The 24,925-nt window shown below is 60.1% G+C and carries 17 protein-coding genes; 6 read left to right on the forward strand and 11 right to left on the reverse strand.

Features of this window, described 5'->3' with window-relative positions; all coding sequences use genetic code 11:
* Positions 1 to 84 precede the first annotated feature (84 nt).
* From FHL16_RS13975 to FHL16_RS13985, 3 genes are read right to left on the reverse strand one after another with little or no spacing between them, the layout of a single operon-like run.
* A complete protein-coding gene (locus FHL16_RS13975) occupies positions 85 to 756 on the reverse strand; it encodes a GNAT family N-acetyltransferase (protein WP_077748540.1) in 672 nt (223 codons plus the stop codon).
* Between the two features lie 17 nt (positions 757 to 773).
* A complete protein-coding gene (locus FHL16_RS13980) occupies positions 774 to 1,220 on the reverse strand; it encodes a GNAT family N-acetyltransferase (RefSeq protein WP_077748541.1) in 447 nt (148 codons plus the stop codon).
* Positions 1,221 to 1,229: 9 nt separating this feature from the next.
* Complete coding sequence (locus tag FHL16_RS13985; RefSeq protein ID WP_077748542.1) at positions 1,230 to 1,853, reverse strand: FMN-binding negative transcriptional regulator; 624 nt, start codon at positions 1,851 to 1,853, stop codon at positions 1,230 to 1,232.
* Between the two features lie 90 nt (positions 1,854 to 1,943).
* On the opposite strand from FHL16_RS13985, the gene pdxR reads away from it, so the two are divergent.
* Positions 1,944 to 3,452 (forward strand): MocR-like pyridoxine biosynthesis transcription factor PdxR, encoded by a 1,509-nt coding sequence (gene pdxR / locus FHL16_RS13990; protein WP_077748543.1) that lies wholly within the window; start codon positions 1,944 to 1,946, stop codon positions 3,450 to 3,452.
* Here the strand turns inward: pdxR and FHL16_RS13995 are convergent.
* The 8 genes from FHL16_RS13995 to aspA all read right to left on the reverse strand — a co-directional run bounded on the left by FHL16_RS13995 (position 3,449) and on the right by aspA (position 20,897).
* Positions 3,449 to 7,984 carry a dermonecrotic toxin domain-containing protein gene (locus tag FHL16_RS13995; RefSeq protein WP_077748544.1) on the reverse strand — a complete coding sequence of 1,512 codons (4,536 nt, stop codon included), beginning with the start codon at positions 7,982 to 7,984 and terminating at the stop codon, positions 3,449 to 3,451. The two genes, pdxR and FHL16_RS13995, sit on opposite strands and share 4 nt — an antisense overlap.
* A gap of 141 nt (positions 7,985 to 8,125) precedes the next feature.
* Positions 8,126 to 12,709: a dermonecrotic toxin domain-containing protein gene (locus tag FHL16_RS14000; protein ID WP_077748545.1), complete on the reverse strand. Its 4,584-nt coding sequence runs from the start codon at positions 12,707 to 12,709 to the stop codon at positions 8,126 to 8,128.
* Between the two features lie 150 nt (positions 12,710 to 12,859).
* On the reverse strand, positions 12,860 to 13,960 hold the full coding sequence (locus FHL16_RS14005) for a polyamine ABC transporter substrate-binding protein (protein ID WP_010465352.1): 1,101 nt from the start codon (positions 13,958 to 13,960) through the stop codon (positions 12,860 to 12,862).
* Between the two features lie 12 nt (positions 13,961 to 13,972).
* Positions 13,973 to 15,004 (reverse strand): histone deacetylase family protein, encoded by a 1,032-nt coding sequence (locus FHL16_RS14010; protein WP_077748546.1) that lies wholly within the window; start codon positions 15,002 to 15,004, stop codon positions 13,973 to 13,975.
* A gap of 246 nt (positions 15,005 to 15,250) precedes the next feature.
* The gene (locus tag FHL16_RS14015) at positions 15,251 to 16,243 is read right to left on the reverse strand and encodes an AraC family transcriptional regulator (RefSeq protein ID WP_010465347.1); all 993 of its coding nucleotides are present in this window, start codon (positions 16,241 to 16,243) and stop codon (positions 15,251 to 15,253) included.
* Positions 16,244 to 16,390: 147 nt separating this feature from the next.
* Positions 16,391 to 17,395 (reverse strand): asparaginase, encoded by a 1,005-nt coding sequence (locus FHL16_RS14020; RefSeq protein ID WP_077748547.1) that lies wholly within the window; start codon positions 17,393 to 17,395, stop codon positions 16,391 to 16,393.
* A 104-nt stretch (positions 17,396 to 17,499) separates the two neighbouring features.
* Entirely contained in the window at positions 17,500 to 18,951 is a 1,452-nt protein-coding gene (locus FHL16_RS14025) for an alanine/glycine:cation symporter family protein (protein WP_010465343.1), read from the reverse strand.
* Positions 18,952 to 19,472: 521 nt separating this feature from the next.
* Positions 19,473 to 20,897, reverse strand: coding sequence for an aspartate ammonia-lyase (aspA, locus tag FHL16_RS14030; protein WP_010465341.1), 1,425 nt, complete (start codon positions 20,895 to 20,897; stop codon positions 19,473 to 19,475).
* Positions 20,898 to 21,077: 180 nt separating this feature from the next.
* Between aspA and FHL16_RS14035 the strand changes: the two genes are divergently transcribed.
* The 5 genes from FHL16_RS14035 to FHL16_RS14055 all read left to right on the forward strand — a co-directional run bounded on the left by FHL16_RS14035 (position 21,078) and on the right by FHL16_RS14055 (position 24,895).
* Positions 21,078 to 21,995: a LysR substrate-binding domain-containing protein gene (locus tag FHL16_RS14035; protein WP_077748548.1), complete on the forward strand. Its 918-nt coding sequence runs from the start codon at positions 21,078 to 21,080 to the stop codon at positions 21,993 to 21,995.
* A 332-nt stretch (positions 21,996 to 22,327) separates the two neighbouring features.
* Complete coding sequence (gene purE, locus FHL16_RS14040; protein ID WP_008150032.1) at positions 22,328 to 22,819, forward strand: 5-(carboxyamino)imidazole ribonucleotide mutase; 492 nt, start codon at positions 22,328 to 22,330, stop codon at positions 22,817 to 22,819.
* An 11-nt stretch (positions 22,820 to 22,830) separates the two neighbouring features.
* A complete protein-coding gene (locus FHL16_RS14045) occupies positions 22,831 to 23,913 on the forward strand; it encodes a 5-(carboxyamino)imidazole ribonucleotide synthase (protein WP_077748549.1) in 1,083 nt (360 codons plus the stop codon).
* A 110-nt stretch (positions 23,914 to 24,023) separates the two neighbouring features.
* Positions 24,024 to 24,269 (forward strand): GlsB/YeaQ/YmgE family stress response membrane protein, encoded by a 246-nt coding sequence (locus FHL16_RS14050; protein WP_010465333.1) that lies wholly within the window; start codon positions 24,024 to 24,026, stop codon positions 24,267 to 24,269.
* A gap of 89 nt (positions 24,270 to 24,358) precedes the next feature.
* Complete coding sequence (locus tag FHL16_RS14055; RefSeq protein WP_077748594.1) at positions 24,359 to 24,895, forward strand: DUF3299 domain-containing protein; 537 nt, start codon at positions 24,359 to 24,361, stop codon at positions 24,893 to 24,895.
* Positions 24,896 to 24,925 lie beyond the last annotated feature (30 nt).

The raw sequence follows: 24,925 nt of genomic DNA on the forward strand, positions 1-24,925 counted from the left end.
GTTATGTGTTGATCACAAAAGTGTGGTCAACCGAGAACCTGTGGGAGCGGGCTCGCTCGCGAAGACGTCAGTACAGTCGACGAATTAACCGCGGCATTCAGCCAGTGTTTTCACCTGCCCGGACTCCGTCTGGTTTTCATCGGATAGCCACTGCTCAAACCCCGCGCCAATCGCCGGCCATTCTGAATCCAGAATCGAATACCACGCCGTATCCCGGTTCTGTCCCTTGACCACCATGTGCTGACGGAACACGCCTTCAAAACTGAACCCAAGCCGCTCGGCCGCGTACTTGGAGCGGGCGTTACCGTTATTGCATTTCCACTCCAGGCGCCGGTAGCCCAGTGCAAAGGATTCCTTGGCCAGCAAGTAAACGGCCTCGGTGCTTTTCGGCGAACGCTGCATCGGCGCGCCGAAGGTGACGTGGCCGATTTCGATGCGACCTTGGGCCGGGACGATCGACATCAGACTCAGGAGGCCCTGTACATCACCGCTGGCACGGTCGATCACGCTGAAGAAATACGGGTCGCTGTTGGCTGCATGGTTGTTCAGCCAATCATTGAAAGCGCTACGCTCCGGGAAAGGGCCGTAAGGCAGATAGTCCCAGAGTTTCGGGTCTGATCCCGGGCCTTGCAGGGCTTTCCATAAACCCTCGGCGTGACGCGACGGGTCGAGTTTTTCCAGGCGGATGAAACGCCCTTCGATGGCTTGAACCGACGGCGCCGGGGCGCCTTTCCAGTCTGCGAGTGAAGTCGACATAGTGTTCTCCTTGAACCTTAAAGGGCTTTGCGAAACTGGATGAAACCGGGGCGTTCGGCGATGCGCTCGTAGAGCTGGATCGCGGTGGCGTTGGTTTCGTGGGTCAGCCAGTGGACCTTGCAGCAACCATCCGCTTTGGCGGTGGCGTACACAAATTCGATGAGCTTGCGGCCGATGCCGGTGCCCCGGGTTTGCGGCGTTACCAACAAGTCTTGAAGGTAGCAGGAGTTTTCGATACTCCAGTTCGAGCGATGGTAGATGAAGTTCACCATGCCGACCGCCTTGCCATCGACCCAGGCCAACGCCGAGTGAGTCGGTTCATTCGGGTCGAGCATGCGCTGCCAGGTGCTGTCCGTGACCGTATAGGCCAATTCGGTGTTGTAGAAGCGCAGGTAGGCTTGCCACAGCGGCAGCCAGGCGGCGTGATCGTCTGCGCTGACCGGGCGAATTTCAATCTGACTCATGATCATTCCTTAACGCATCAAGTGGGCGAGGGCCTGGTCATGCACATCAGGGCTGGCGGCGAGCCCCTCGCGCACACCGGCGATGTCTGCAGCGCTGCGGTTCTGACTGAGCTTGCGCTTGCCTTCCAGGCGCTGGATCGGCAGGGCAAACCCGACGATGGCTTTGAGCATGCCGTCGATGTAGTCGGCGGGCGCGTCGGTGACTTTCCACGGCTGCTGGCGACTCGCTTCGTGACGATCGGTCAGCGCACTCACCAGGTTGAGCAGGCGATCGGCCTCGGTGAACACGTCGGCGGTTCCGTAAGCGTGCACGGCGACGTAGTTCCAGGTCGGCACGACTTTGCCGTGCTCGGCTTTGCTCGGGTAAAACCCCGGGCTGACATAAGCGTCGGCACCGGTAAAAATCACCAGGGCTTCGGCGCCGTTCTGCAGTTCCTTCCACTGGGGATTGCCCCGGGCGAAGTGGCCGTAGAGGGTGCCATTCGGGCCCTGCTCAGGATTGAATAACAGCGGCAGATGACTGGCTTGCAAACCTTGCTCGCCGTGGGTGACCACCAGGGCGAGACGCGTGTCGATTATCTGCTGCTGCAGTTCATGCAAATCTTTGATGGCAAAGCCGCTGGGGTTGTACATGGAAATATTCCTTGGCGAATGCATCCATCCTAGGCAGGCTATTGGTCTGTTGTAAGAGCCATTAATGACCAATTTCGTAGGTCCATTGTCATGAGCGAGACGTCGCTTTCATTGTCCTTCAACCCCGCGGGTATCGAACTCGATCGTCGCCAAGGTCTGAGTCGCGAGCTCTATCAGGCCTTGCGCCTGCGGGTGCTCGACGGACGACTGGCCAGTGGCACGCGATTGCCGGCCACCCGGGATCTGGCGGCGGCGTTGGCAATTTCCCGCAACAGTGTGGTGCGGGCCTACGATCAGCTCTATGCCGAGGGGTTTATCGAAGGGGCGGCACCCGGGAAAAAATTATCCACAAAAGTATCCACAGGGATGTCAACAGGGTTACCCACAGCCTTATCCACAAATTGGCTGGATTTACCTGTGATTTCATCCAGTAAGGTTATCCACAGTGGCGCGTTGGGGCGCGTAGAAAAGAACCATTTGGCCCTGCCGCCGAGCGGTCCGCCGCGGGCTTTTCGGGTGGGTGTTCCGGCGTTCGATCTATTTCCTTTCGAGGTCTGGGCCAAGCTGAATGCCGCTTTCTGGCGTAAACCGGATTTACAGCAACTGTGTTATGGCGATCCGGCGGGGGACGAGCGTTTGCGCGGCATGATCGCCGCGTATTTGCGCAGTTCACGAGGGATGCAGTGTTCGGCTGAGCAAATAGTGATCACCAGCGGCGCGCAGCAGGGGATTAGCCTTTGTGCACAGCTGCTGGTGGAACCGGGCGATGGGGTGGCGATCGAGAATCCGGGGTATCGGGCGGCAGGTCATGCCTTCGCCGTGGCCGGTGCGCGATTGCATGGCGTGGCGGTGGACAGTGAGGGCATCGACTGCCAGGAATTGAATGGCCTCAGCGATTGTCGACTGGCGTATGTCACGCCGTCGCATCAATACCCGACCGGGGTGGTGATGAGCCTGGCGCGACGTCTTGAGTTACTGGCCTGGGCCGAACGTACCCAAGGCTGGATCGTCGAGGACGACTACGATGGCGAATACCGCTACAGCGGCGCGCCACTGGCCCCGTTGGCCGCACTCGACCGGCAGGGCCGGGTTTTGTACGTCGGGACGTTTGGCAAAGTTGCCTTCCCGGCGCTGCGCCTGGGTTACCTGGTGTTGCCACCAACGCTGGTGCAGGCGTTCTCGCAACGTCGAGCGGTGGACGTCCGGCACTCCGAGGTCAGTACCCAAGCGGTCATGGCCGAGTTCATGGCTGCCGGGCATTTCCAGCGGCATATCCGCCGCATGCGTCGCGCGGCCCTGAGCCGGCGCAATACCTTGCTGGCCGGTTGGCCGCGGAATATTCCCGGCGTCGGCAGCCTGCCGAGTGTCGCGGCAGGGCTGCATCTGACCGTGGCGGTCGACTCACAGGCCCGCGAGCGCGAGCTGGTAGAACAGGCGGCGAGTGTCGACGTCGAGATCAATGCCCTGAGCGGTTATTGGTTGCCGGATTCGACAACACCTATGGACCAGCGCGCGGGGCTGGTCCTGGGTTTCGCGGCGGTGCCCGAGGCGGCCATCAGCGCCGCGCTCGGGCGACTGGAAAAGGTCTGGCGTCCTTAGGTGGCTGCTGCGGTGTTTGCCTGGGGCTCCAGGTCCAGGAAGAGTTTTCGCAGCGCAGGATCTTCCAGCTTTCTGAACACCCCATCGATGGGTTCGAAGGTGGTCAACGCTTGTTGCTGGTCCAGCGGCAGTGTTTTCAGGTAGTCATCTGAAATTTTCAGATGGGCCGCGGTGGGCGCATTGGCCGGACTCGACAGCGTCTCGTAATGGAAATGTGCAACCCACAACGGCTGATTGCGGGTCTTGTCGACAATCCGGTACTCCTGGAAATAATCGCCGAGCCCTCGGGTCTGGATACGCCCTCGTCTGTCGCGGCCGAGGTCGAGCTGGCCGTTTTCATGCATCCATTTGAACGTGCTCTGGGTCGGTTTGCGCCGGGTGTAAAGATCGGCGCGAACGCTGACACCTTCTTTGCGCAGACGACTGGCCCCATCACGTAACTCGCGGCTCAGCGTGGCAACCGGAAAAGAGAATGTGTGGTCTTTCCTGCTGTTGATCACGGCTTGATCGACGCTGCTGGCCGCTTGCTCCAGTTTCAAGGCCTGTTGCTCGAACACATCCTGAAGATCGGCCGGGATGCGTCTTGGGCGCAACGCGTCCTTGCGGGTGCGTTCGATGAATTTGGCCGTGTCCAGGTTCAGCTCGATGCCGGCCTCGACTTTTCCAGCATCATCCAGCACTGGAGCGGGTTGCTGATAAACGGCGGGGGTAAACGACCTGATCGGATCTTCCGTGGTTTTTTCCGGTTCGGTTTTGTCGGGATCACGCGGTCGGGTCTTGCGTACCTTGATCAGTTGTCGGGAAGAAACCGCATGACTTCGTTCTACCGCAGCCTGCACGGGCAAGGGTTCCGGTTCTGGCAGCACCGCCTGTAACCGGCTTTGTGCGAGCTGCGCGAACTCGTCGATAAGCGATTGCACATGATCGAGCCTGGGTTGCTTGACCAGGCCAGGGTAGGTGCCCGGCAACTCCTGAATGCGCTGGTCAGCGTCGGCAAAGGTCTCGACCAGGCTGTTCAATGCCTCGACATGCGCCTGCACATCGGAAACCGCGCCTTCACTTTTCATCAGGTCCGCCATTTGAATCGCGGCCTTCGCGGCGCTCACTGCAATATGCCCCACAGCGTCTCGAGCCTGCTGCATCAGGGGGCTGGCCTGTTCATTGAGGCACAGTTCCTGCGACATGCCGATCTCATTGGCCTTGATATCCAGCACGGTAAAGGCAGGCGCCAGTTTTCTGATTTGCATGGCGCGCTCAATGCCAGGGCGTCCGGCTACGTGCATGTCCTCGAGTGTCGACGAAAACAGAGTCAGCTTTTCAATCAGCTCCTCACCGATGTCCGATGCCTTCTGCACATTGTCGACGAGCGATTGCCAGGCAACGGGTTCGTTTTCGTTGCCTTGGGTCAGGACACGGGTGGCCTGACTGTATTCGGATCGTTTCAGGACAAACCACAAAGACAGATTCTTCTCCAGCACCACGCTCATGCGAAGCAAGTCTTCCTGGTAGTTTTCCGTCCCGCCGAGGGTGCGCCATTCGCGTAGTTGTTCGAGCGCCTGGCGATATTCGTCGATCGCTTTATCCAGTTTTTCAATGTACACCGTCGTCCGCTGATCGTAGTTTCCAGCGTTGGCCTGCGCGATGCTGTCATGTAACGTTTTCAGCTCGGTTTCCTTGGTTTTTTCCTGGCTTTTGAAGGCGCTCAGGATCTCCCTCAACGTGTCTTTGCGCTGTTCGTCAGCCGCTTCCTGATGGCGGCTGACCGCATTTCCGGCCCCGCCTCGCAACCGCAGACGCAGGTCGAGCACCCATTGCCCGTGGCCGTCATCCCTGAGCATCGGACCGTTTCGCTCAGGCTGATCCGGGTAAACGATATGGATTTCATCGTCGCCTTTGACGTCGACGTAAAACCACCGATCACCCACCTGTGCGTAGTTTCGGAAGTTATGTTGGTAAAAATGCGGAGGGGCTTCTTTAACCTTCGTCACGTTGGCGCTGGCAATATCCGGAGCCGTGACTTTGAGCGTGTCCAGGTAAACGCCCAGAGCGGTCGGTGTTCGGCGTGGAACCGAGCCGGCCACCTCCAGGAAGGAAAGGTGAGTGGGTGGAAGGTCCGGTGCCAGCGGAACGGGATTGAGCGTGACGGCCACCGCTTTTTGGGATTGTGGCGATTTCCACTTCGGCACCTGCTCGATCCGGGGCTTGCTCGAAAGCCTTCTGCGTCGCATCACGGCGTGGTGGCTGAGGATAATGCCGATTGCCAGCAGAATGTCCGACACCGATGTCCATTCGATGAAGCGGTCATCCTGCTCATGAGCATTGAGTGCCTGTTGGATCTGATTGATGGTTTGCCAGACCCAGACGGCTGTGCCGACCGCGCCGCTGAGGACATTCGAGGCGACGTTGAACAGCGCCCAGCCACTGTCCCTCAACACACTCCAGCGCCGTTCGGCATTGGATCGCGACTGACGGTCGGCGAGGTCGACCAGCATCCGCGCGTTGCTTTGGAACAGCGCAGACAGAATGTCGCCGGTGATCTCGACGCTTTCGAAAACCACGCGTCCGAACTTGTCTGCGTGCTGCAAGGGATTGACGATTTGTTCCGCGATCAGCCATGGAGAGGGCAGGCCGGTGGGAAAAACAGAGTGGGCATATTCAACACTCAGGTTTTCGTCGGGCAACCAGGCCAGCACCGTGTCCCTGAGGTCGCCGGGCTGGTGCAGCGCATACAACAGGTTTTGTCTTGAGGGGTATTGAATAAGGGGCTCATCGAGCATCGGCCGGTAAAGCAGGCATGGCCCGCTGTGCGCGTCTCGAGGACTGATGATGAACATGTTGTCGACGGTATCGCTGCTGCTGATCAAGCGATGTTGCGGGGTCATGGTCAGCGGGTAGAGGGCTACCGTTTTGGGGCTGACATCGGGATCGAGCAGCTCGCAGATGTATCGGTATCCGCGTTCGTCCACACCGGTTTCAGGCTTGAATCTGGCTTCTAATGCCTGCAGTGGCAGCAAAAAACGCAATTGATCGCGATAGAAGTTTTCCTGACGGCGAGAGGCGATCGGGTCCTCCAGCAACTTGGGTTTGATTAGTTCGGGGTAAGCCTTGCCGACGTCCACTCGCGCTGACACGGCGGTGAGAAATTCAACGGTCAGCCAATCCGGAACGGTTTCCCCGCCCTTGAAAAATACGGTCGCCATGTACGGCGCCTGGTTCTCCAGAGCGAAGTCGGCCAGCGTTTCAATGCGTTGGTCGAGGGGGTTGGGGAGGGTGAAATTGTCGGCGGTAAAACTGTGGATGATGTTGATCCGCAGATCGTCCAGCGCAAGGTTCGCGGCGCCGACCGCCCAAGGGTCCGCAATGATCGCTTCACGCATCCGCCGCTGGGCATAGTCGGTGACGGACGGGATCTCGGTGTTGGCCAATTGACTGTCCGGTTGACGGTACAACTTGCCCAGTGCGCTGATGTAGCGGCCGTAGTCTTGAATGTCCTGATAGGCGGCGTTGCGCAGCCAATCGGGAATTGCGTTGTTCAGTTGCAGGAATCGCGCTTTTTCGTCGGGGTCTAGTCCGGTTTCGGGTTCGGCCTCATCTGCCGGGGCTTCAATAAACTGCAATGAGCTGATGGCATCCAATTGTGACGAGACCAGCGCCCACGCCATGTGATCGAAGATGTTGCCTTCCGGCTCATAAAGCCGCCAGGACAGATCGCGTCCGAAGGGCTGTTCTGCCAGGCGTGGGGGAAGGGAGTCGCCCAGCTCTTCCATCGAACCGAACGACTCGTACCCGCGCTCGATGGTGTACATCACCAGCAATGGGCGCGTGCGAAATGTGGCCTTGAGCACCAGCGCACCGCCAATCAACAGATGTTGGGTGATGTCATTCTCGACGGTGTCGATATCGAGCAGGCACGCCTGAATGGCGGAAAACTCGCGATTTACATTTTTACGGGTGGTTTTGTCCGGGGCGCTGAACACTTCACGCGCCATCGCGCATTCAGCGGCGTCCCAGCCTGTGACCTTCTGCACGTTCAACGCCTTTCGCAGCGTGTCGGACAGCTCATGCCAGCGGGGGATCGCATGCCCCTTGGCATTCCAGAACGCCAGTTGCCGAGCTTGAGCCTCAATGAACAGGATCGATGCCGAGTCGTTGAGTATCTTTGCAATGTCCTCGATGCAGACCGCGAGATGAACCGGGTTTTTGCTGCCCGGCTCAAGGGTGAGGAAATGTTCGCCTTCGAGGTAGTTGGCCGTCGTTCCATACAGGCCCTGGCGCATCAGTGCCACGGTCAGAGATTCGAACCCGGTCTGGCCCGCCTCGATGTGGTTGTCCACGATGAGCCATCGAGGGGTGCCGACGAAGGCGTTATCCGGGTCGATCTGCAAGTCTGGCGAGAGTTTTTTCAACGCCTGGCGCAGCAGCTGCGACGCCACTTCGCTGAGCGTCGGGCCGTGGCTGGTCAGGCTCACCAGGTCGCAGGTGTCCAGCAAGGGTGTCGAGTCATTCTGGGGCGGCGGGGTGTTGTTGCTCATGGCGGATACCTGGGGGCAATGACGAGGCCGGGAAAGCCTCTTGGTGCATCGACGGTAATCAGGCGTCGGCCACTGGAGGTGGTAGATAGATATCGCGGGTAAAAAAAGACCCGCGAATGCAGGTCTCGGGTTCAGCACGGTTTATGACCCTGAGGCCGAGGCCGGTACTTTTGCGAAGAACAGGGACGTCGCCAGTTGCGGGCTGATCTCGCTGCGGTAGATCGAGATCGCCTGGAGGTCGTCGTTGGCGTGGCGGGACTCGGATGCGCCACCCAGCAGTCGTTGTTGCACGGTTTTCAGGTGTGCCGCGGTGAAGGTTTGTGCAGGTGAAGCGGGCTCCGCATAGTGGAAGTGGGCATACCACAGAACACTTTGGTTGCTGTGATCGCGGACCTCATATTCCTCGAGATAGTCTCGTTTACGGCTTTTGAGCAAGCGTCGGCCTGGATTCTTGACGATGTCGACCTGACCTTCGCTTTGCAGCCAGCGGACGCGCTCCGCTGTCGGCGGCTGTAGTTTGGTCATGCTGATTCGCGTGACGCGTCCCTGGTTATACAGCTTGGTCGCCGCGTCGTTTAGCTGCTTGACCAAAACGACGACGGATCCCGGACCGCCCTCGGTGGCATTGGTCGCGACCAACGCTGCGTCGATTGCGCTGGCGGCGTCCTGCAGCCGGTGAGCCTGCTGATGAAACATCTCCTCGATTTCCACGGGGATTCGACGCATCCCTTTTGAATGGGCTTGCGTTCGACGAATGAACGCTTCCAATCCCTCCAGCAACGCCTGCCCTTGAGCGGTGCTTGCACTCAAGTCGGGTTGGAGAACGACGGTGGAAACCGGTGGCGGGGCCACTCTTTCAACCCAGACCCCCGGGGTTTTCTCATGAAAAGTCGAGATGACTTTACCGGTCAACGCCGAGGTCACGTCGATCAGTTCTGAACCGTGTGTCATGGAGTCGGCACGAGGCTGACCCACCACAGTACCTTTGTAGCGGGTCTTGATGATTCGCTTGGCGGGCGCGGTCGGTGGACGGGAAGGGCCGGGTAGCGGCTCGAGTGCCTTGCGCTCCCGCAGCAAGCTCGCCAGGTGTTTCACGGTGCGCTGTTGAAAACCGTCGAGACGTTGGCGCATCACGTCGAGGGCTGGTTGCAGGAATTGACCGGGAAACTCCGTGGGCAGATCGACGATGCGCTGGTCGGTGATCGTCAGTTGCTCCACCAGATCGCTGAGCCCGTCGATCCGATCCGGCAAGTGCAGCACTTCTTCGTCAGCGATCAGGTCCAGTGAGGCCTGAATCGCAAGGCCTGCATTTTCGACAACGCTCTCCAGTGCCTGGCGCGCTTCAGGTGCGGGCTCAACGCTGTTGTCGAGGCACAACTCCTGGCCGAGTGTGATCTGAAACAGTTTGAGGTCCTTTAAATCGAACGACGGCATGTTGGCTTTAACGTCGCGGATCACTTCGATGGCTTCTTTGCCGAGCAGGTTCAGTTGCTCGAAGCACGCCTGTGCCGACTCGATTTTATTGATGTAGCTGGCGGTCAACTCGCCGGTGAGTTGATGGATTTGCCGGGTGGTCTGTGTATTTTCCGTTGACGGGTTGTCGAGAAGATCGAGGGAAAAGCGCATTTGATTGCCGAAAACCGACTGCTGTTGAACGAACCATCTTTGCAGCAGCGACAGCTGGAAATCCAGGCGACTGATCATTGCTTTTCGGTAATTGGGAATCGCCTCGCGAGCATTGAAGGCTTTCATCTGTTCCATGTTGGTGCTGAGGAGTGACATCTGCGCGTCGAGCATTTCAAGGTACACGCGGCGATGGGTGTCGGTGGCGGTCGTCGCCTGGGCGTTTTTTTGAGCTTCCTTGAGCTCTGTTTCGCGGCTTTGGGTCTGGCTTTCGAACGCGATCATTTGCTGTTTCAGTTCAGCCTGGCGTTGCCGGTTTTGTTGCTCCAGCCGTTGTTTCTCCTTGCCTCCGGCCTTGAGCCTCAGCCGCGTATCGATAAACCATTCACCCCTGGCGTTCTTGATCAGCAACGGCCCCGTGCGTGCGGGAGACCGGCGTGAATCAATGATCTGCACATCGTCATTGTCGTTGAGGGTGACCTCGAACCATCGCTGGCCAACCTTCGCATACCATTTTCCCTTGAGCGAACCGAGGTGTTGGCGAAGGCCGGGCTCGCTGGAGGCGGCGGCCATCCCTTTGGGTTCGGCGACGGCCAGTTCATCAAGCAAGACGCCCAGGGATGAAGGCGGCAGCGTGGCGATGGCGTGCATCGCTACCTCATGGGAGGGTGGAGGCTGATTGAGGTCGGGCAGATGACTCACCGTGATGGTGTGCGCAGGCTTGCTTTCGGGTATGACACGTGGCGGCTCGACCTTCTCGGGCAACCGCGAGACGGGCTTGTTGCGAGTGGCGGCGCGATGAGCCAGCACCATGCCGAGGGTCAACAGCAGATCGGTCAGGGCGGACCAGGCGAGTGAGCTGTCATCGTTCTCAGCGGCCTCGGTAATGTCCTGCAAGTCGTCCATGATCTGCCAGATCCACGCAGCCACCCCGGCGGTGCGACCAAGAAAGGGCAGCGCGACATTGAACAGCATCCATGTGCCTTGCTTGAGTGTTGCCCAGCGGGCTTGCGCATTGGACACCGATTGTTGGTCCGCCAAGGTAATCATGGCGTTGGCGTTGGCCTTGAACAGGGCGGCCAGCGGCGTGTCATCAAGGGCTGCTGCACTGAGCGTCACCGTGCCCATCTTGCCCAGGGCTGACGTGGGATCGACCAGCAATTGGGTCAACGTCCAGACCGAAGGCAAATCACCCGAGAACACATACTGGGAATAGTTGAACCGAACATCGTCGGACAGCCAGGCCAGGATCGATTGGCGAAGTGATTTTTCGTGTTTGATGGCATACAGCAGATTGGCCTCGCTCGGGTATTGCATCAACGAGGGGGTGAGCAATGGTCGGTAGAGCAGGCACGGTCCTTGATCGGTGAGCCTGGGGCCGATGACGAACATGTTGGCGACTTCATCGCCTTGGCTGCCGGCGCGATCACCGGTCATAAAGGCCAGCGGTCGAATGACAATCTCCTGCCCGTTTACCCTGCGGTCGGCAGCGTTTTCCAGCATGACGGCATTAACGTACTGGTAACCACGTTCATCAATACCCGCCTCGCCGCGCATCTTCTGTTGCAGCGCCTGCAAGGGCAGTTGGATACGCAGATGGCGGGTGTAGAGCGTCTGTCGTCGCAACGTTTCTGCCGGGTCGTCAAGCAACTTGCGCTTGATCAGCGCCGGGTAAACCCCACCGATATTGACCTGTGTGACGAGCTTTTCAAGATAGGCAGGGGTCATCCAGATGGGCACTGCGTCGCCGTTTTTGCAGTTCACCGTCTTGTTTCCCAGCGGAATGGCAATCAGGTTTTGCAGCGCCAGCTCGATCAGCGACAGCGTGGTGGTCTGCGTCTTGCCGGGTATCACGACAGCGCCGAGCACCACGACGCTGGTGATGCTGATTTCAATGTCTTGCAGGTCCAGGTCCGCTGCCGCGGGATGATCCTTGATCATCTGCTCTCGCAGGGTCTGCAGCGCAAACGCCGGCAGTGACGCGATGTCCTCGTCGAAGGTTTTTCCAGCGTCCTGTTCCCGCAGCTGTGCCAGGTCCATCAAGTGTCGGCTGTAGCGGGAGAGGTCCGCCGACGAAGCGTTTTTCAGCCAGTCGGTCAGCAACCCCTGAACCCTGTTGAAGCGTGACGACGGCAGGGCTTCAAATTCAGTGAAGCTTTTTGCCGCCGCACTGATTTGCGGCGAAAGAGGTGTGGCTGACGCGCGCTGGACCGCACCGAATGCACCGATGGCTTCGACCTCGAGCGCAATCAGCGCGCAGGCCTGGTGGTGAAAAAAGTTGCCCTCGGGCTCATACAGACGCCATTGCAGGGTCTGCTCGGCGCTTGACGTTCCAGGGTGTTTGAACACGGCTTCACCCAGCGCGGCAACCGAGTCGTAACGCTTGAACCCTTCGGCTATCGAGTGCGTCAGCACCAGGGTGCGCGTGCCCGATGTGCCCACGAACACGGCGATATCCAGAACGCGCAGGTGTTCGCTGACGGCGTTCTCAAGCCGATCGGTGTCGATCAGGCAGGCCTTGGTCAGGTACTTGTCCTGTGTCCGAGTTGCGCGATCCGGATGATCGAAGATGGCCTGGGCCATGGCTTTTTCATCCGCATCCCAGTCCGAGGCGGGATCGGGGCTCCAGATGTCCTGCAGCGATTTCGCGAGCGAATGCCAGCGCGGCGTCGAAGGGCTTGTCTCCTGGTTCCAGTAATCAAGCTGCTGTTGCTGATAGGCGATAAACAACTGCGGTGCGAGCGCATTGAGCAGGCAGCCGATGGCATCGATTTTCACCGGCAGTTGAGCCTGCGGTTCCGCGCCCGGTTGCAGGGTCAGGAAGTGTTCTCCATCGATGAGCGTCACCGTCGATCCTGACAAACCGAGTCGTACCAACACATCGGTGAGCGATTCAAACACGTTGGGGCCGGGCACTACCTCGGTGCCGGTATCGACCCAGGTCGGGGTGACGACCGTGGCGAGTGTCGGGTCAATCCTCAACAGCGGATACAGCGCGTTGAGCGCAGGACTCAGCGCGGCCGCTGCGACTTCTCTGATCGAGGGGCCGGTGACCAGTTGGGTCAGTAGCTCTTCTGCACTCGGGGCAACGGTTTCGGACATGGTCGTCTCCTGACTGAGAGCGCGCCGCTGCTGATTGCGCAGCGCGGAATCGGGAGAAGGTATCGGGCGGCCACCCGAGTCGGGTGGTACATAAATATCGCAGGCAAAAAAAACCCGCGTCGCCGCGGGTCTTCGGTTTTCAGTCGGGTATCAGGTCCCGGACTTGATCTTGGTCCAGGCCCGGGTCCGCGCACGTTCGGCATCGCGCGGCAACGGTTGCAGGGTGTACAGCGTACCCATCGCGGTTTCAGTCGGGTACAGGTTCGGGTTGTTGCGGATCGCCGGGTCGACCAGTTCCGTGGCGTCCTTGTTCGGGTTCGGGTAGCCGACGAAATCGCTGACGGGTGCAATCACCTGGGGTTGCAGCAGGTAGTTGATGAAGGTGTAGGCGTCTTCCGGGTTCTTCGCGCCTTTGGGGATTGCGAGCATGTCGAACCAGATCGGCGCGCCTTCCTTGGGCAGGCGCATGTCGACGACCACACCATTCTTGGCTTCCTTGGCTCGGTTGGCAGCCTGGGAGAAGCTGCCGGAATAACCGACCGCGACGCAGATGTCGCCGTTGGCAATGTCCGCCATGTATTTGGAGGAGTGGAAGTAGGTGATGTACGGACGGATTTTCATCAACAGCGCTTCAGCCTTTTCGTAGTCCGCCGGCTTCTTGCTGTTAGGGTCCAGGCCGAGGTGTTGCAGGGCCAGGGGCAGGATTTCTGACGGCGAGTCGAGCAGGGCGACGCCGCACTGCTTGAGCTTGCTGATGTTCTCTTCCTTGAAGATCAGGTCCCAGCTGTCCACCGGCGCCTTGTCGCCCAGCGCGGCTTTGACTTTGTCCGGGTTGAAGCCGATCAGGATGGTCCCGTACATGTACGGCACGGCGAATTTGTTGCCCGGGTCGTTGCCTTCGAGCAGCTTCATCAGCTTCGGATCGAGGTGGTTCCAGTTCGGCAACTTGCTACGGTCCAGGGGCTGGAACACGCCGGCTTCGATCTGCTTGGCGAGGAACACGTTGGAGGGCACCACCACGTCGTAGCCGGAGTTACCGGTCAGCAGCTTGGCCTCAAGTGCTTCGTTGGTGTCGAAGATGTCGTAGACCAGTTTGGTCTGGGTGTTCTGCGCCTTGAAGTCTTCCAGCGCCTTGGGAGTGATGTAGTCGAACCAGTTGTAGACGCGCAACGTTCGCTCTTCAGCGTGGGCGGCGCCACCGAGTACCGTGGCGCACAGTACCGGTGCGATAAAACGCGTGAGTCTGTTCATTGTTCTAATTCCTCATTGGGCGCTTTCAAAACCTTCGAGAACGTTCACGGCATTGATGCCGATTTCTTCTACCGCGTAGCCGCCTTCCATCACGAACAGCGTCGGCTTGCCGAGCTTCGCGATGCGCGCGCCCATGGCCAGGTAATCGGGGCTGTCGAGCTTGAACTGGGAGATGGGATCGTCCTTGAACGTATCGACGCCCAGGGACACGACGACGATGTCGGCGCCGTATGTTTCGATCTCGTTGCAGGCTTGCTCCAGCGCTGCACTCCAACGGTCCCAGCCGCTGCCAGCCGGCAAAGGGTAGTTGAAGTTGAAGCCTTCACCGGCCCCTTCGCCGAGCTCGTCTTCATAGCCGAGGAAGAACGGGAACTCGGCTTCCGGATGGCCGTGGATCGAGGTGAACAGCACATCGCTGCGTTCGTAGAAAATCGATTGGGTGCCGTTGCCGTGGTGGTAGTCGACATCGAGGATCGCGACCTTTTTGTGGCCTTGATCGAGGAACGCCTGAGCGGCGATGGCGGCGTTGTTGAGGTAGCAATAACCGCCCATCAAGTCGCTGGCGGCGTGGTGTCCCGGTGGACGGCACAGGGCAAAGGCACTGCGAGCGCCGCGCTGGATGGCGGCTTGCGCGGTGAGGGCCACTTGCGCTGCGCTGTATGCCGCTTGCCAAGTGCCGGCGGTGATCGGCGCGCCGCCGTCGAAGCTGTAATAGCCGAGCTGGCCGTGCAGGCTGGTGGGGATGATCCGGCGCAAGGTGCGGGCTGGCCAGGTGTAGGGCAGCAAGTCGCCGTCGGTTTTGAATTCGGTCCAGCGTGCCCAGGCACCTTTGAAGAAGTCGAGGTAGTCGCGGCTGTGGATGCGCGCGATCGGGTCGAGGCCGAAATCCTTCGGCGCTTCGACAGGGCCGAGATTCTGCGTTTGCACCCGATGCAGCACATGGTCGGCACGCGAGGGCATTTCGAAGCAGGGCATCAGTTGCCCGTCCATCAATTCACAACGGCCGTGGTGCAGGTGGTGATCGTCCGAGTAGATCGTCAGCATTTCTTGTTCTCCGCAGGCTGATTCGGTTGAACACAGTCTTGCGGCGCAACGCGATTCGGAGAACGGCAGGAAAGGCCAAAAGGGGATCGATATGGCCAAAAGATCTGACCGGAATTCGCCCTTTATTGGCGCGCAAGTGCCCCGGTGTTGGGCACCCACCTGTTGGAGCGAGGCTTGCCCGCGAAGCGTTTGGCGTACTTGAAGACGCCTTCGCGGGCAAGCCTCGCTCCTACAAAGAGTTGGGGGTCAAGGACGGAACTGACTCGGTGCCACACCACTCCAGCGCACGAACGCATGGCGGAAACTCGCGGTTTCGCTGAAGCCCAGCGCCTCGGCGATCCGGTAGATCGGCAGCTGATCCTCACAGAGCATCTGCTTGGCCTGCTCGAAGCGCAGTTCATCGAGCAATTCCTGATAGCTGCACCCCAGGTCCTTGAGATGCCGGCGCAAGGTGCGCGCCGAGCAATTCATCTGCAACGCCAAACCTTCCAGCCCCGGGGCTGCATTCAGTTGCGCACGAAGCAACTGCCGAATCCGCCCCAACCACGCCTGCCGCCCGGTGAATTCGGTGTTCTGCTTGCGGCAGCGGTCGACCATGGCCTGATGGGTGATGACATCGGCCAGCGGCAAGGGCTGGTCGAGCCAGCGCTTGTCGAATGCGAAGGCGTTATCTCGCGCGTCGAAGTGCAGCGGGCAGTCGAAGTGTTCGGCGTAGCTCGCCCGATAATCCGGCGCCATATGTTCCAGGCGAGCGGCGAGCAATGGCAGCGGGTGTCCGAGCAGGTCATCGCAAATGACTTTTAACGACACCAGGCAGAACTCGGCGTTGAACACGGCCAGCGCCGGGTTCTCTCGATAATCGGCAGCCACGAACCACACCCGCTCGCCGTCGACTTCCAGGCTCAACTCGAAAAGTGTTCCCAACAGCGCCGGATAACGCATCGCCAGGCGCAAAGCGTCACCGAAGGTGGCAGAGGTGAGTAGCGCATAACCGAGTATGCCGTAGGACGAAACGTGCATCCGCCGGCCCAGTTCCAGGCCGATATCACGCTTGAGCGCGACCGCGTTGGCGCACACCTGCATCTCCTGGTTGGTGGTGATGCGCGTGTCCGCCCGGCTCAGATCCGCCGCGCTGATGCCACTTCCCGCCAGCAGTGCTTCGCTGGACAAGCCTTCGGCCTTGAAGGTGTTGAGCACCAGGGAGACGGCGTTGAGGGTGGTGAGGTGGGAGTGGAGCATGGGAAGTTCCAGCGATTGGATGCTGGAATCGAGCAAGTTGTATGCCGCGAATGAATACTTGCAGGAGCGAGGCTTGCCCGCGAAGCTTTTGGCGCCTTCAAGGACGTCTTCGCGGGCTAGCCTCGCTCCTACAGGTCCTGCGGTGTATCAGACCAGTTCACCGCAAAGGTCGAGCTCGACCAGACGCCGGACTTCAGAGGTGTCCAGCCCGGCACCCAGCAACCCATGCAACTTGCCCAACGCCGCCTCACGGGTCATGCCGCCGCCCGAAAGCACACCCACGCCTCGCAACCGGCTACCGGCCTCGTAGACATCCAGCTCAACGCCACCTTCATGGCATTGGGTGACGGCGACAACAACTACACCTTTGTCCCGCGCCCGCTCCAGAGCGGCGAGAAATTCAGGGTTGTCGCTCGGCCCGGTGCCGCTGCCGTAACACTCCAGCACCAGGGCTTGAATACCGCTGTTCAGCACGCCATCAAGCTGCTCGGCGCCGATGCCTGGGAACAACGGCAGCACCGCGACTTTCGCCAGTTGCTTGCTCTGGTTGTAATTCAATTGAGCCGGCAGCGACGTGGCCTTCACACCACCGCCCTGACGCTCCAGGCGCTTGAACGGATGGCGACCGAAACTACGAACCTTCGCGCAATGAGTCGGGTCCAGCAGTTCGCCGTGGAAATACAGATGAACGCCCGGCGCCAGGCCATGGCCCAGGGCAACCAGCGCACCGCTGAGGTTTTCCCAGGCATCGCTGTCGGTCACGCCGGCCGGCAGCATCGAGCCGGTGAACACCACGCGGGCATTCAGGCCGAGCAATTGAAAACTCATCGCGGCGGCGCTGTAGGCGAGGGTGTCGGTGCCGTGCAGGATCAGCACGCTGTCGCAGCCTTGGACATCAACGGCGTCGACCACCGCTTCACGCAGTTGCTGCCAGTACGTCGGGCTCATGTTGGCGCTGTCGATCAGCGGCGACATTTCGCGAAAGCGCCACTGCGGCACGACCACGTCGGGCTGGCTGTGCAGATATTCACGCATCCGCGCTTCGAAACCGGACGCCGGGGCCAGACCATTGGCGCTGGCTTGCATGCCGATGGTGCCACCGGTGTAGAGCACCATGACGTGCTGGGCGGCTGGGTAGGAGTTGGGAACCATGGGAAAGTCTCCGCAAGAGATGACATGTGGGAGCGAGCCTGCCCGCTCCCACAAGTTGTGCACTTTAACTGACGGGCGCAGAGGATGCGCCCGTCGTTTACCCATCAGCGTTGCGCTGCGGGTACGCCTTGCAGTTCGGCTTCAGCCTTTGGAGCCGCGGCCGGCGGATTGGCTGGCCAGGCGTTCAAGTCCAGGTCCAGATCCGGGAATTTGCTCGAATCGAACACCGGCGTCTTGATCCCGGCGGCACGCTGGTCATCGTAGTCACGCAGGATGCGCATGCCGACCTTGAACAGCAGGAACAGCGCGATCAGGTTCACGAACGCGAGCATGGTCATGGTGATGTCGGCGAAGGCGAACACCGTGCCGAGGTTTTCGATGGCGCCCCAGAAAATCAACACCAGCACCAGCGCGCGGTAGCCAATCAGCGCCTTGCGGTTTTCACCGATCAGGAAGCGCAGGTTGCTCTCGCCCAGGTAGTAGTTGTAGAGGATCGAGGTGAACACGAACAACGACAACGCCACGGAAATGAAGCTGCGACCCCAGTCACCGACCACGGCGGCCAGCGAGTTCTGGGTCAGGGCAATGCCGTCGCCTTCGAAGCCTGGGGTGTAGAAACCCGAGAGCAGGATCAGCAATGCGGTGCAGGTGCAGATCACGAAAGTATCGAGGAACACGCTGAACGCCTGAACCACGCCTTGTGCCACCGGGTGCTCGACGGAAGCCACGGCTGCCACGTTCGGCGCACTGCCCAGGCCCGCTTCGTTGGCGAACACGCCACGCTTCACGCCCATGACAATCGCGCTGCCGATCAGGCCGCCGAAGGCCTGGTCCAGACCGAAAGCACTTTTGACGATGGTCATCAGCATGCCCGGAACCTGGTCGAACTGCAGCACGATCACATAGATGGTCACGCCGATGTACACCAGGGTTTTCACCGGCACCAGCAGGTCAGCGACCTTGGCGATGCGCTTGATCCCGCCGATGAACACCAGACCGAGCAGCACCGCCAGGGCCAGGCCTGTGTAGGTGGTGTCGAGGCCGAACGCGTTGTTCAGCGAGTGAGTCACGGCGTGGGATTGCAGGCCGTTGAAGGCAAACCCGAAGGTCACCAGCAACAGGAACGCCATGATCATGCCCAGCCAGCGTTTCTGCAGGCCGTGCTGGATGTAATAGGACGGGCCGCCACGGTAGGTGCCGTCGGCATCGCAGCGCTTGTAGAGCTGGCCGAGGGAACATTCGAAGAAGCTGCTGGACATGCCGACCAGTGCGGTCACCCACATCCAGAACACCGCCCCCGGGCCACCCAGGGTAACGGCGATGCCGACACCGGCGATGTTACCCGCGCCGACACGGCCGGCGAGGCTGAGCATCAAGGCCTGGAACGAACTGAGTTGGCCGGCGCTGCTTTTCAGGCTGTCGCGGAACACCGCGAACATGTGGAAGAAATGGCGCAATTGAACGAAACGCGAGCGGATCGTGAAGTAGCTACCGAGCCCGACAATGAGCACGATCAGTACTTTCCCTGAGAGGAAGTCGTTAATGACTTCGAGCATGGATTATTCCTCGCTGTTTTTTGTGTAGGCAAATGTTGGGCAGGCAGAAACATCGCGTTACACCGGTGTGCACGTGGCACAACAGTGAGGCGAGTGTTCGTCCCGGGCCCATATCGCAGGTTTGTTATTAGTTCGGGTTTCGCATGGGTTTGGGCCTCGTTACCGACGACCGCTCACGCGAAGAGGGGCGGCACTATACCTAGGAGAGTGCCGTCCGTCTGCACGGTTGTGGTGCAAGCGACGAAACGAAGCCTTTGAAACACCTGACTTTTTGAGCCAGGCCTTTGTAGGAGTGAGCCTGCTCGCGATGCAGGCACCGCGGTATTTCAGTTACACCGCGTTATCGTTCATCGCGAGCAGGCTCACTCCTACAGAAGACGGTTTTCCTTTCAGAAGTTAAAAAAAAGGGCTTGGGGAATAAATCCCCAAGCCCTCAAAAGGTGAGAGGTGTCTAGTCCCTCGACCTGGTGAGCGTGTGGCTCCTGGTGCTCTTCGTTAAAAGAGCAAGAGTCTGCGTTCGGTCAAGCCTTCAAAGGCACCAGACGCGGAGCAATCATGTTTTCCGGGCGCAGGATGTCGGCGAGCATTTCGTCGTCGAGCAAGCCTTCTTCGCGCACCAGTTCCAGCACGCCGCGGCCGCTTTCGAGGGCGATACGGGCGATGCGGGTGGCGTTTTCATAGCCGATGTACGGGTTCAGCGCGGTGACCAGGCCGATCGAGTGCTCGACCAGCTCACGGCAACGCTCTTCGTTGGCGGTGATGCCGACGATGCAGTGCTCGCGCAGCATGTCCATGGCGCGTTGCAGCAGGCGGATCGAGTCGAAGATCTTGAACGCGATCAGCGGCTCCATCACGTTCAGTTGCAACTGGCCGCCTTCGGCGGCGATAGTCAGGGCCAGGTCGTTGCCGATGATCTGGAACGCTACCTGGTTAACCGCTTCCGGGATTACCGGGTTGACCTTGCCGGGCATGATCGAACTGCCTGGCTGACGCGCCGGCAGGTTGATTTCGTTGATGCCGGTGCGCGGGCCGCTGGACAGCAGGCGCAGGTCGTTGCAGATCTTCGACAGCTTGACCGCGGTGCGCTTGAGCATGCCGGAGAACAGCACGAAGGCGCCCATGTCGGAGGTGGCTTCGATCAGGTCAGCCGCCGGAACCAGCGGTTGACCGCTGATCAGGGCCAGGCGCTGAACGGCCAGGTGCTGGTAACGCGGGTCGGCGTTGATGCCGGTACCGATCGCGGTGCCGCCCAGGTTCACTTCGGTCAGCAGTTCAGGGGCCAGTGTTTTCAGGCGTGCCAGGTCTTCGCTCAACGTGGTGGCGAAGGCGCGGAATTCTTGACCCAGGGTCATCGGCACGGCGTCTTGCAGCTGGGTACGGCCCATCTTCAAGACGTGGCTGAACTCAACACCCTTGGCAGCGAACGCCTGGATCAGGCTGTCGAGGCTGGCCAGCAGCGCGTCGTGACCCAGCAGCAGACCCAGGCGGATCGCGGTCGGGTAGGCGTCGTTGGTCGACTGCGCCATGTTCACGTCGTTGTTCGGGTGCAGGTATTGGTATTCGCCCTTCTGGTGACCCATGGCCTCCAGCGCGATGTTGGCGATGACTTCGTTGGCATTCATGTTGGTCGAAGTGCCAGCGCCGCCTTGAATCATGTCCACCACGAACTCTTCGTGGAAATCGCCGCGGATCAGACGGGCACAGGCTTCGCTGATGGCCGCGTGCTTGGCTTCGCTCAGGTGACCCAGCTCGCGGTTGGCGTCAGCGGCGGCCTGTTTGACCATCGCCAGGCCGACAACCAGCTTCGGGTAATGCGAAATCGGAACGCCGGAGAGACGGAAGTTGTTCACCGCTCGCAGGGTCTGGATGCCGTAATACGCTTGAGCAGGTACTTCGAGTACGCCAAGCAGGTCTTTTTCTGTGCGGAAAGATGCAGCGGAGGACATGATAGAAATCATCTCGATAAGGACCCGGTCTGTGCCGGAACGCTGCAAATGCTAGGCTTGTAGAGAATTTTCGGCCAATGCTGTTAAACACTGGCCTATGCACATTCGGCATAATGCCGGTGTGACGCCGTGTGTGCGGCGAGCGTGTGACCTAAATTGGTGCGTGTCCGGGAGGACGTGATGAATCTGGAAAGTAAATGGCTCGAGGACTTCAGCGCCTTGGCCGCCACCCGCAGCTTCTCCCAGGCTGCGGAACGCCGCTTCGTGACGCAGCCCGCGTTTAGTCGCCGAATCCGCAGCCTGGAAGCCGCGCTGGGGCTGACGTTGGTCAACCGCTCGCGCACGCCGGTCGAACTGACGGCGGCGGGGCAGCTGTTTTTGGTGACCGCGCGGACCGTGGTTGAACAGCTCGGCGAAGTGCTGCGCCACCTTCATCACCTGGAAGGCGGGCAGGGCGAAGTGATGCAAGTGGCTGCCGCTCACTCATTGGCCTTGGGTTTCTTTCCGCGCTGGATCGCGCAGTTGCGCAATGAAGGCCTGAACATTGCCACGCGGTTGGTGGCGACCAACGTCGGCGACGCGGTGCATGCGCTGCGCGAGGGCGGTTGCGACTTGATGCTGGCGTTCTATGACCCGGACGCGGCCTTGCAGATGGACCCGGAAATCTTCCCGTCGCTGCACCTTGGCCACACCGAGATGTTGCCGGTGTGCGCGGCGGATGCCGAGGGCAAACCCTTGTTCGATCTGGAAGGCGAGGCCAGTGTGCCGCTGCTCGCTTACAGCGCCGGTGCGTTTCTCGGGCGTTCGGTCAATATGCTGCTGCGCCAGCGTGCGCTGCGCTTCACCACCATCTATGAGACCGCCATGGCCGACAGCCTGAAAAGCATGGCGCTCGAGGGGTTGGGGATTGCCTGGGTGCCGCAATTGAGCGTGCGTGCCGAACTGGCGCGCGGTGAACTGGTGGTCTGCGGCGGCCCGCAATGGCATGTGCCGCTGGAGATCCGACTGTATCGCTGCGCGCTGGTGCGCAAGGCGAACGTTCGTTTGCTGTGGCGCAAACTGGAAGGCGGCGCCGCCCAAGGCACGACGGGTTCCTGAAACCACTGAAGATCAAAAGTGGGAGCGAGCCTGCTCGCGAATGCGGTGGTTCAGTCAACAGTGTCGGCGACTGGCACATTGCATTCGCGAGCAGGCTCGCTCCCACAGGGGATTTGTGGTGTTCTTTCGCTGACCTTCAAGTCAATAAAACCGGCACTTTGCGCCGTATGACAGATGGTCGTTTCAGGGGCTGTTTATCTGCTTCATTGAGGTATACTGCGCGGCCTTCGGCCGGCTTGACTGGCCATAATTCGTACAATCAAGCCACGCATTTTGCGTGGCTTGTTGTTTTTTGACGCGCCTGCGGGCGCCCAGAGAGAAGAGGCACGACGATGAGTGCACTGGTTGGCGTGATCATGGGCTCCAAGTCCGATTGGTCCACCCTTAGCCACACCGCCGATATGCTGGAAAAGCTCGGCATCCCTTACGAGGTGAAAGTGGTCTCTGCCCACCGCACCCCGGACCTGCTGTTCCAGTACGCCGAAGAGGCGGAGGCGCGTGGCATCGAGGTGATCATCGCCGGTGCCGGCGGCGCGGCCCACTTGCCTGGCATGTGTGCGGCCAAGACCCATCTGCCGGTGCTGGGCGTGCCGGTGCAGTCGTCGATGCTCTCGGGCGTCGATTCGCTGCTCTCGATCGTGCAGATGCCAGCGGGCATTCCGGTTGCCACCCTGGCCATCGGCAAGGCCGGCGCGATCAACGCAGCCCTGCTGTCGGCGAGTATCCTCGGCGCCAAGCACCCGCAGTTCCACGCGGTGCTGAAAAAATTCCGCGCTGAGCAGACAGACAGCGTCCTGGAAAATCCAGACCCACGCATCGCCTGAGGTTGTTGACGATGAAGATCGGTGTAATCGGTGGCGGCCAGTTGGGCCGCATGTTGGCGTTGGCGGGCACCCCGCTGGGCATGAACTTCGCTTTCCTGGACCCGGCACCGGATGCTTGCGCAGCCGCGTTGGGCGAACACCTGCGGGCCGATTATGGCGATCAGGACCACCTGCGTCAGCTGGCTGATGAAGTCGATCTGGTGACCTTCGAGTTCGAAAGTGTCCCGGCTGAAACCGTGGCTTTCCTGTCGCAATTCGTCCCGGTCTACCCGAGCGCCGAAGCCCTGCGTATCGCCCGCGATCGCTGGTTCGAGAAGAGCATGTTCAAGGACCTGGGGATTCCCACCCCTGCGTTCGCCGACATTCAATCGCAAGCCGATCTGGACGCTGCCGTGGCGTCGATCGGTCTGCCGGCCGTGCTGAAAACCCGCACCCTGGGTTACGACGGCAAGGGCCAGAAAGTCCTGCGCAAACCGGAAGACGTGGTCGGCACCTTCGCCGAGCTGGGCAGCGTGGCCTGCCTGCTGGAAGGCTTCGTGCCGTTCACCGGCGAGGTCTCGCTGATCGCTGTGCGTGCTCGCGATGGTGAAACCAGGTTCTATCCGCTGGTTCACAACACCCACGACAGCGGCATCCTCAAACTGTCCGTGGCCAGCACCGACCATCCGCTGCAAGCCTTGGCGGAAGACTATTCCAGCCGCGTGCTCAAGCAGCTGAATTACGTCGGCGTTATGGCGTTCGAGTTCTTTGAAGTCGACGGTGGCCTCAAGGCCAACGAAATCGCCCCGCGCGTGCATAACTCGGGTCACTGGACCACTGAAGGCGCCGAGTGCAGCCAGTTCGAAAACCACCTGCGGGCTGTTGCTGGCCTGCCGCTGGGTTCGACGGCCAAGGTCGGCGAGAGCGCGATGCTCAACTTCATCGGCAAAGTCCCGGAGACTGAAAAGGTCCTGGCCATCGCCGATTGCCATCTGCATCACTATGGCAAAGCGTTCAAGGCTGGCCGCAAGGTCGGTCACGCCAACCTGCGTTGTGCAAACCGCGAAACACTGGCCGCGCAGATCCTCAAGGTCGAAGCGCTCATCGCCGAATAAACAGTTTCATGTGGCAGCGGCGGAACCATTCTAGGTCCGCCGTTCTCTCATGGCAGGATGCGAAAGTCTGACTAGGCTTCTGCATTGCCATTCAATCAGAGGGAAGTGCCATGGGAATTATCGGAACCATCTTTATCGGCTTGATCGTCGGCCTGCTGGCTCGGTTCCTGAAACCGGGTGATGACAGCATGGGCTGGATCATGACCATCCTGCTCGGTATCGGCGGTTCGCTGGCGGCCACTTACGGCGGCCAGGCTCTGGGCATCTATCACGCAGGCGAAGGTGCAGGCTTCATCGGTGCGCTGGTCGGCGCGGTGGTGCTGCTGGTGATCTACGGTTTGATCAGAAAGAACTGATTCAAGCGACGAAGTCCTCTCCGCGCCGCACGCGGGGAGGGCTAGAATGCTCGGCGTTGCACAGACCTCTCCTTATGCCGAGCACCTTCATGCGCCGTTTTCTGCTGACTTTTCTTTTACTGGGTACGGGCCTTGCCCATGCCGGCGAACTGCCGGAAACCGACTGGCTCGAACTGATGCCCAAGTCGGACCAGAAAGCCCTCGAGGCCATGCCCGAAATCGACCACAACTCCCCCGAAGGCGATGGCACCTTTACTGAAAAAGGTGGCATGAAGCAGAGCAAGGGCTTGCCGGCGGTGATGTATTCGACCAAAACCGTGCCGTCGATGAACGACAAGAACATCCGCATCGGCGGTTATCCGGTACCGCTGGAGTCCGACGCCAAGGGCCACAGCACGCTGTTCTTCCTTGTCCCGTACCCGGGCGCCTGCATCCACGTGCCGCCACCGCCACCTAACCAATTGGTGTTGGTGCGTTATCCGAAGGGTTTGAAGCTGGACGATATCTACACACCGCTGTGGGTGACCGGCACGCTGAAGGTCGAGAAGGTCAACAATGATTTGGCTGACGCGGCGTATGCGCTGGATGCGGCGAAGGTGCGGGTGGTGCAGGAGTCGGATTTGTAACAGCGCCAACCAGACTGGCAAAGATCCACT

Origin of the sequence: Pseudomonas sp. FSL W5-0299 (assembly GCF_005930655.1) — a bacterium.
GTDB classification, from domain to species: domain Bacteria; phylum Pseudomonadota; class Gammaproteobacteria; order Pseudomonadales; family Pseudomonadaceae; genus Aquipseudomonas; species Aquipseudomonas mandelii.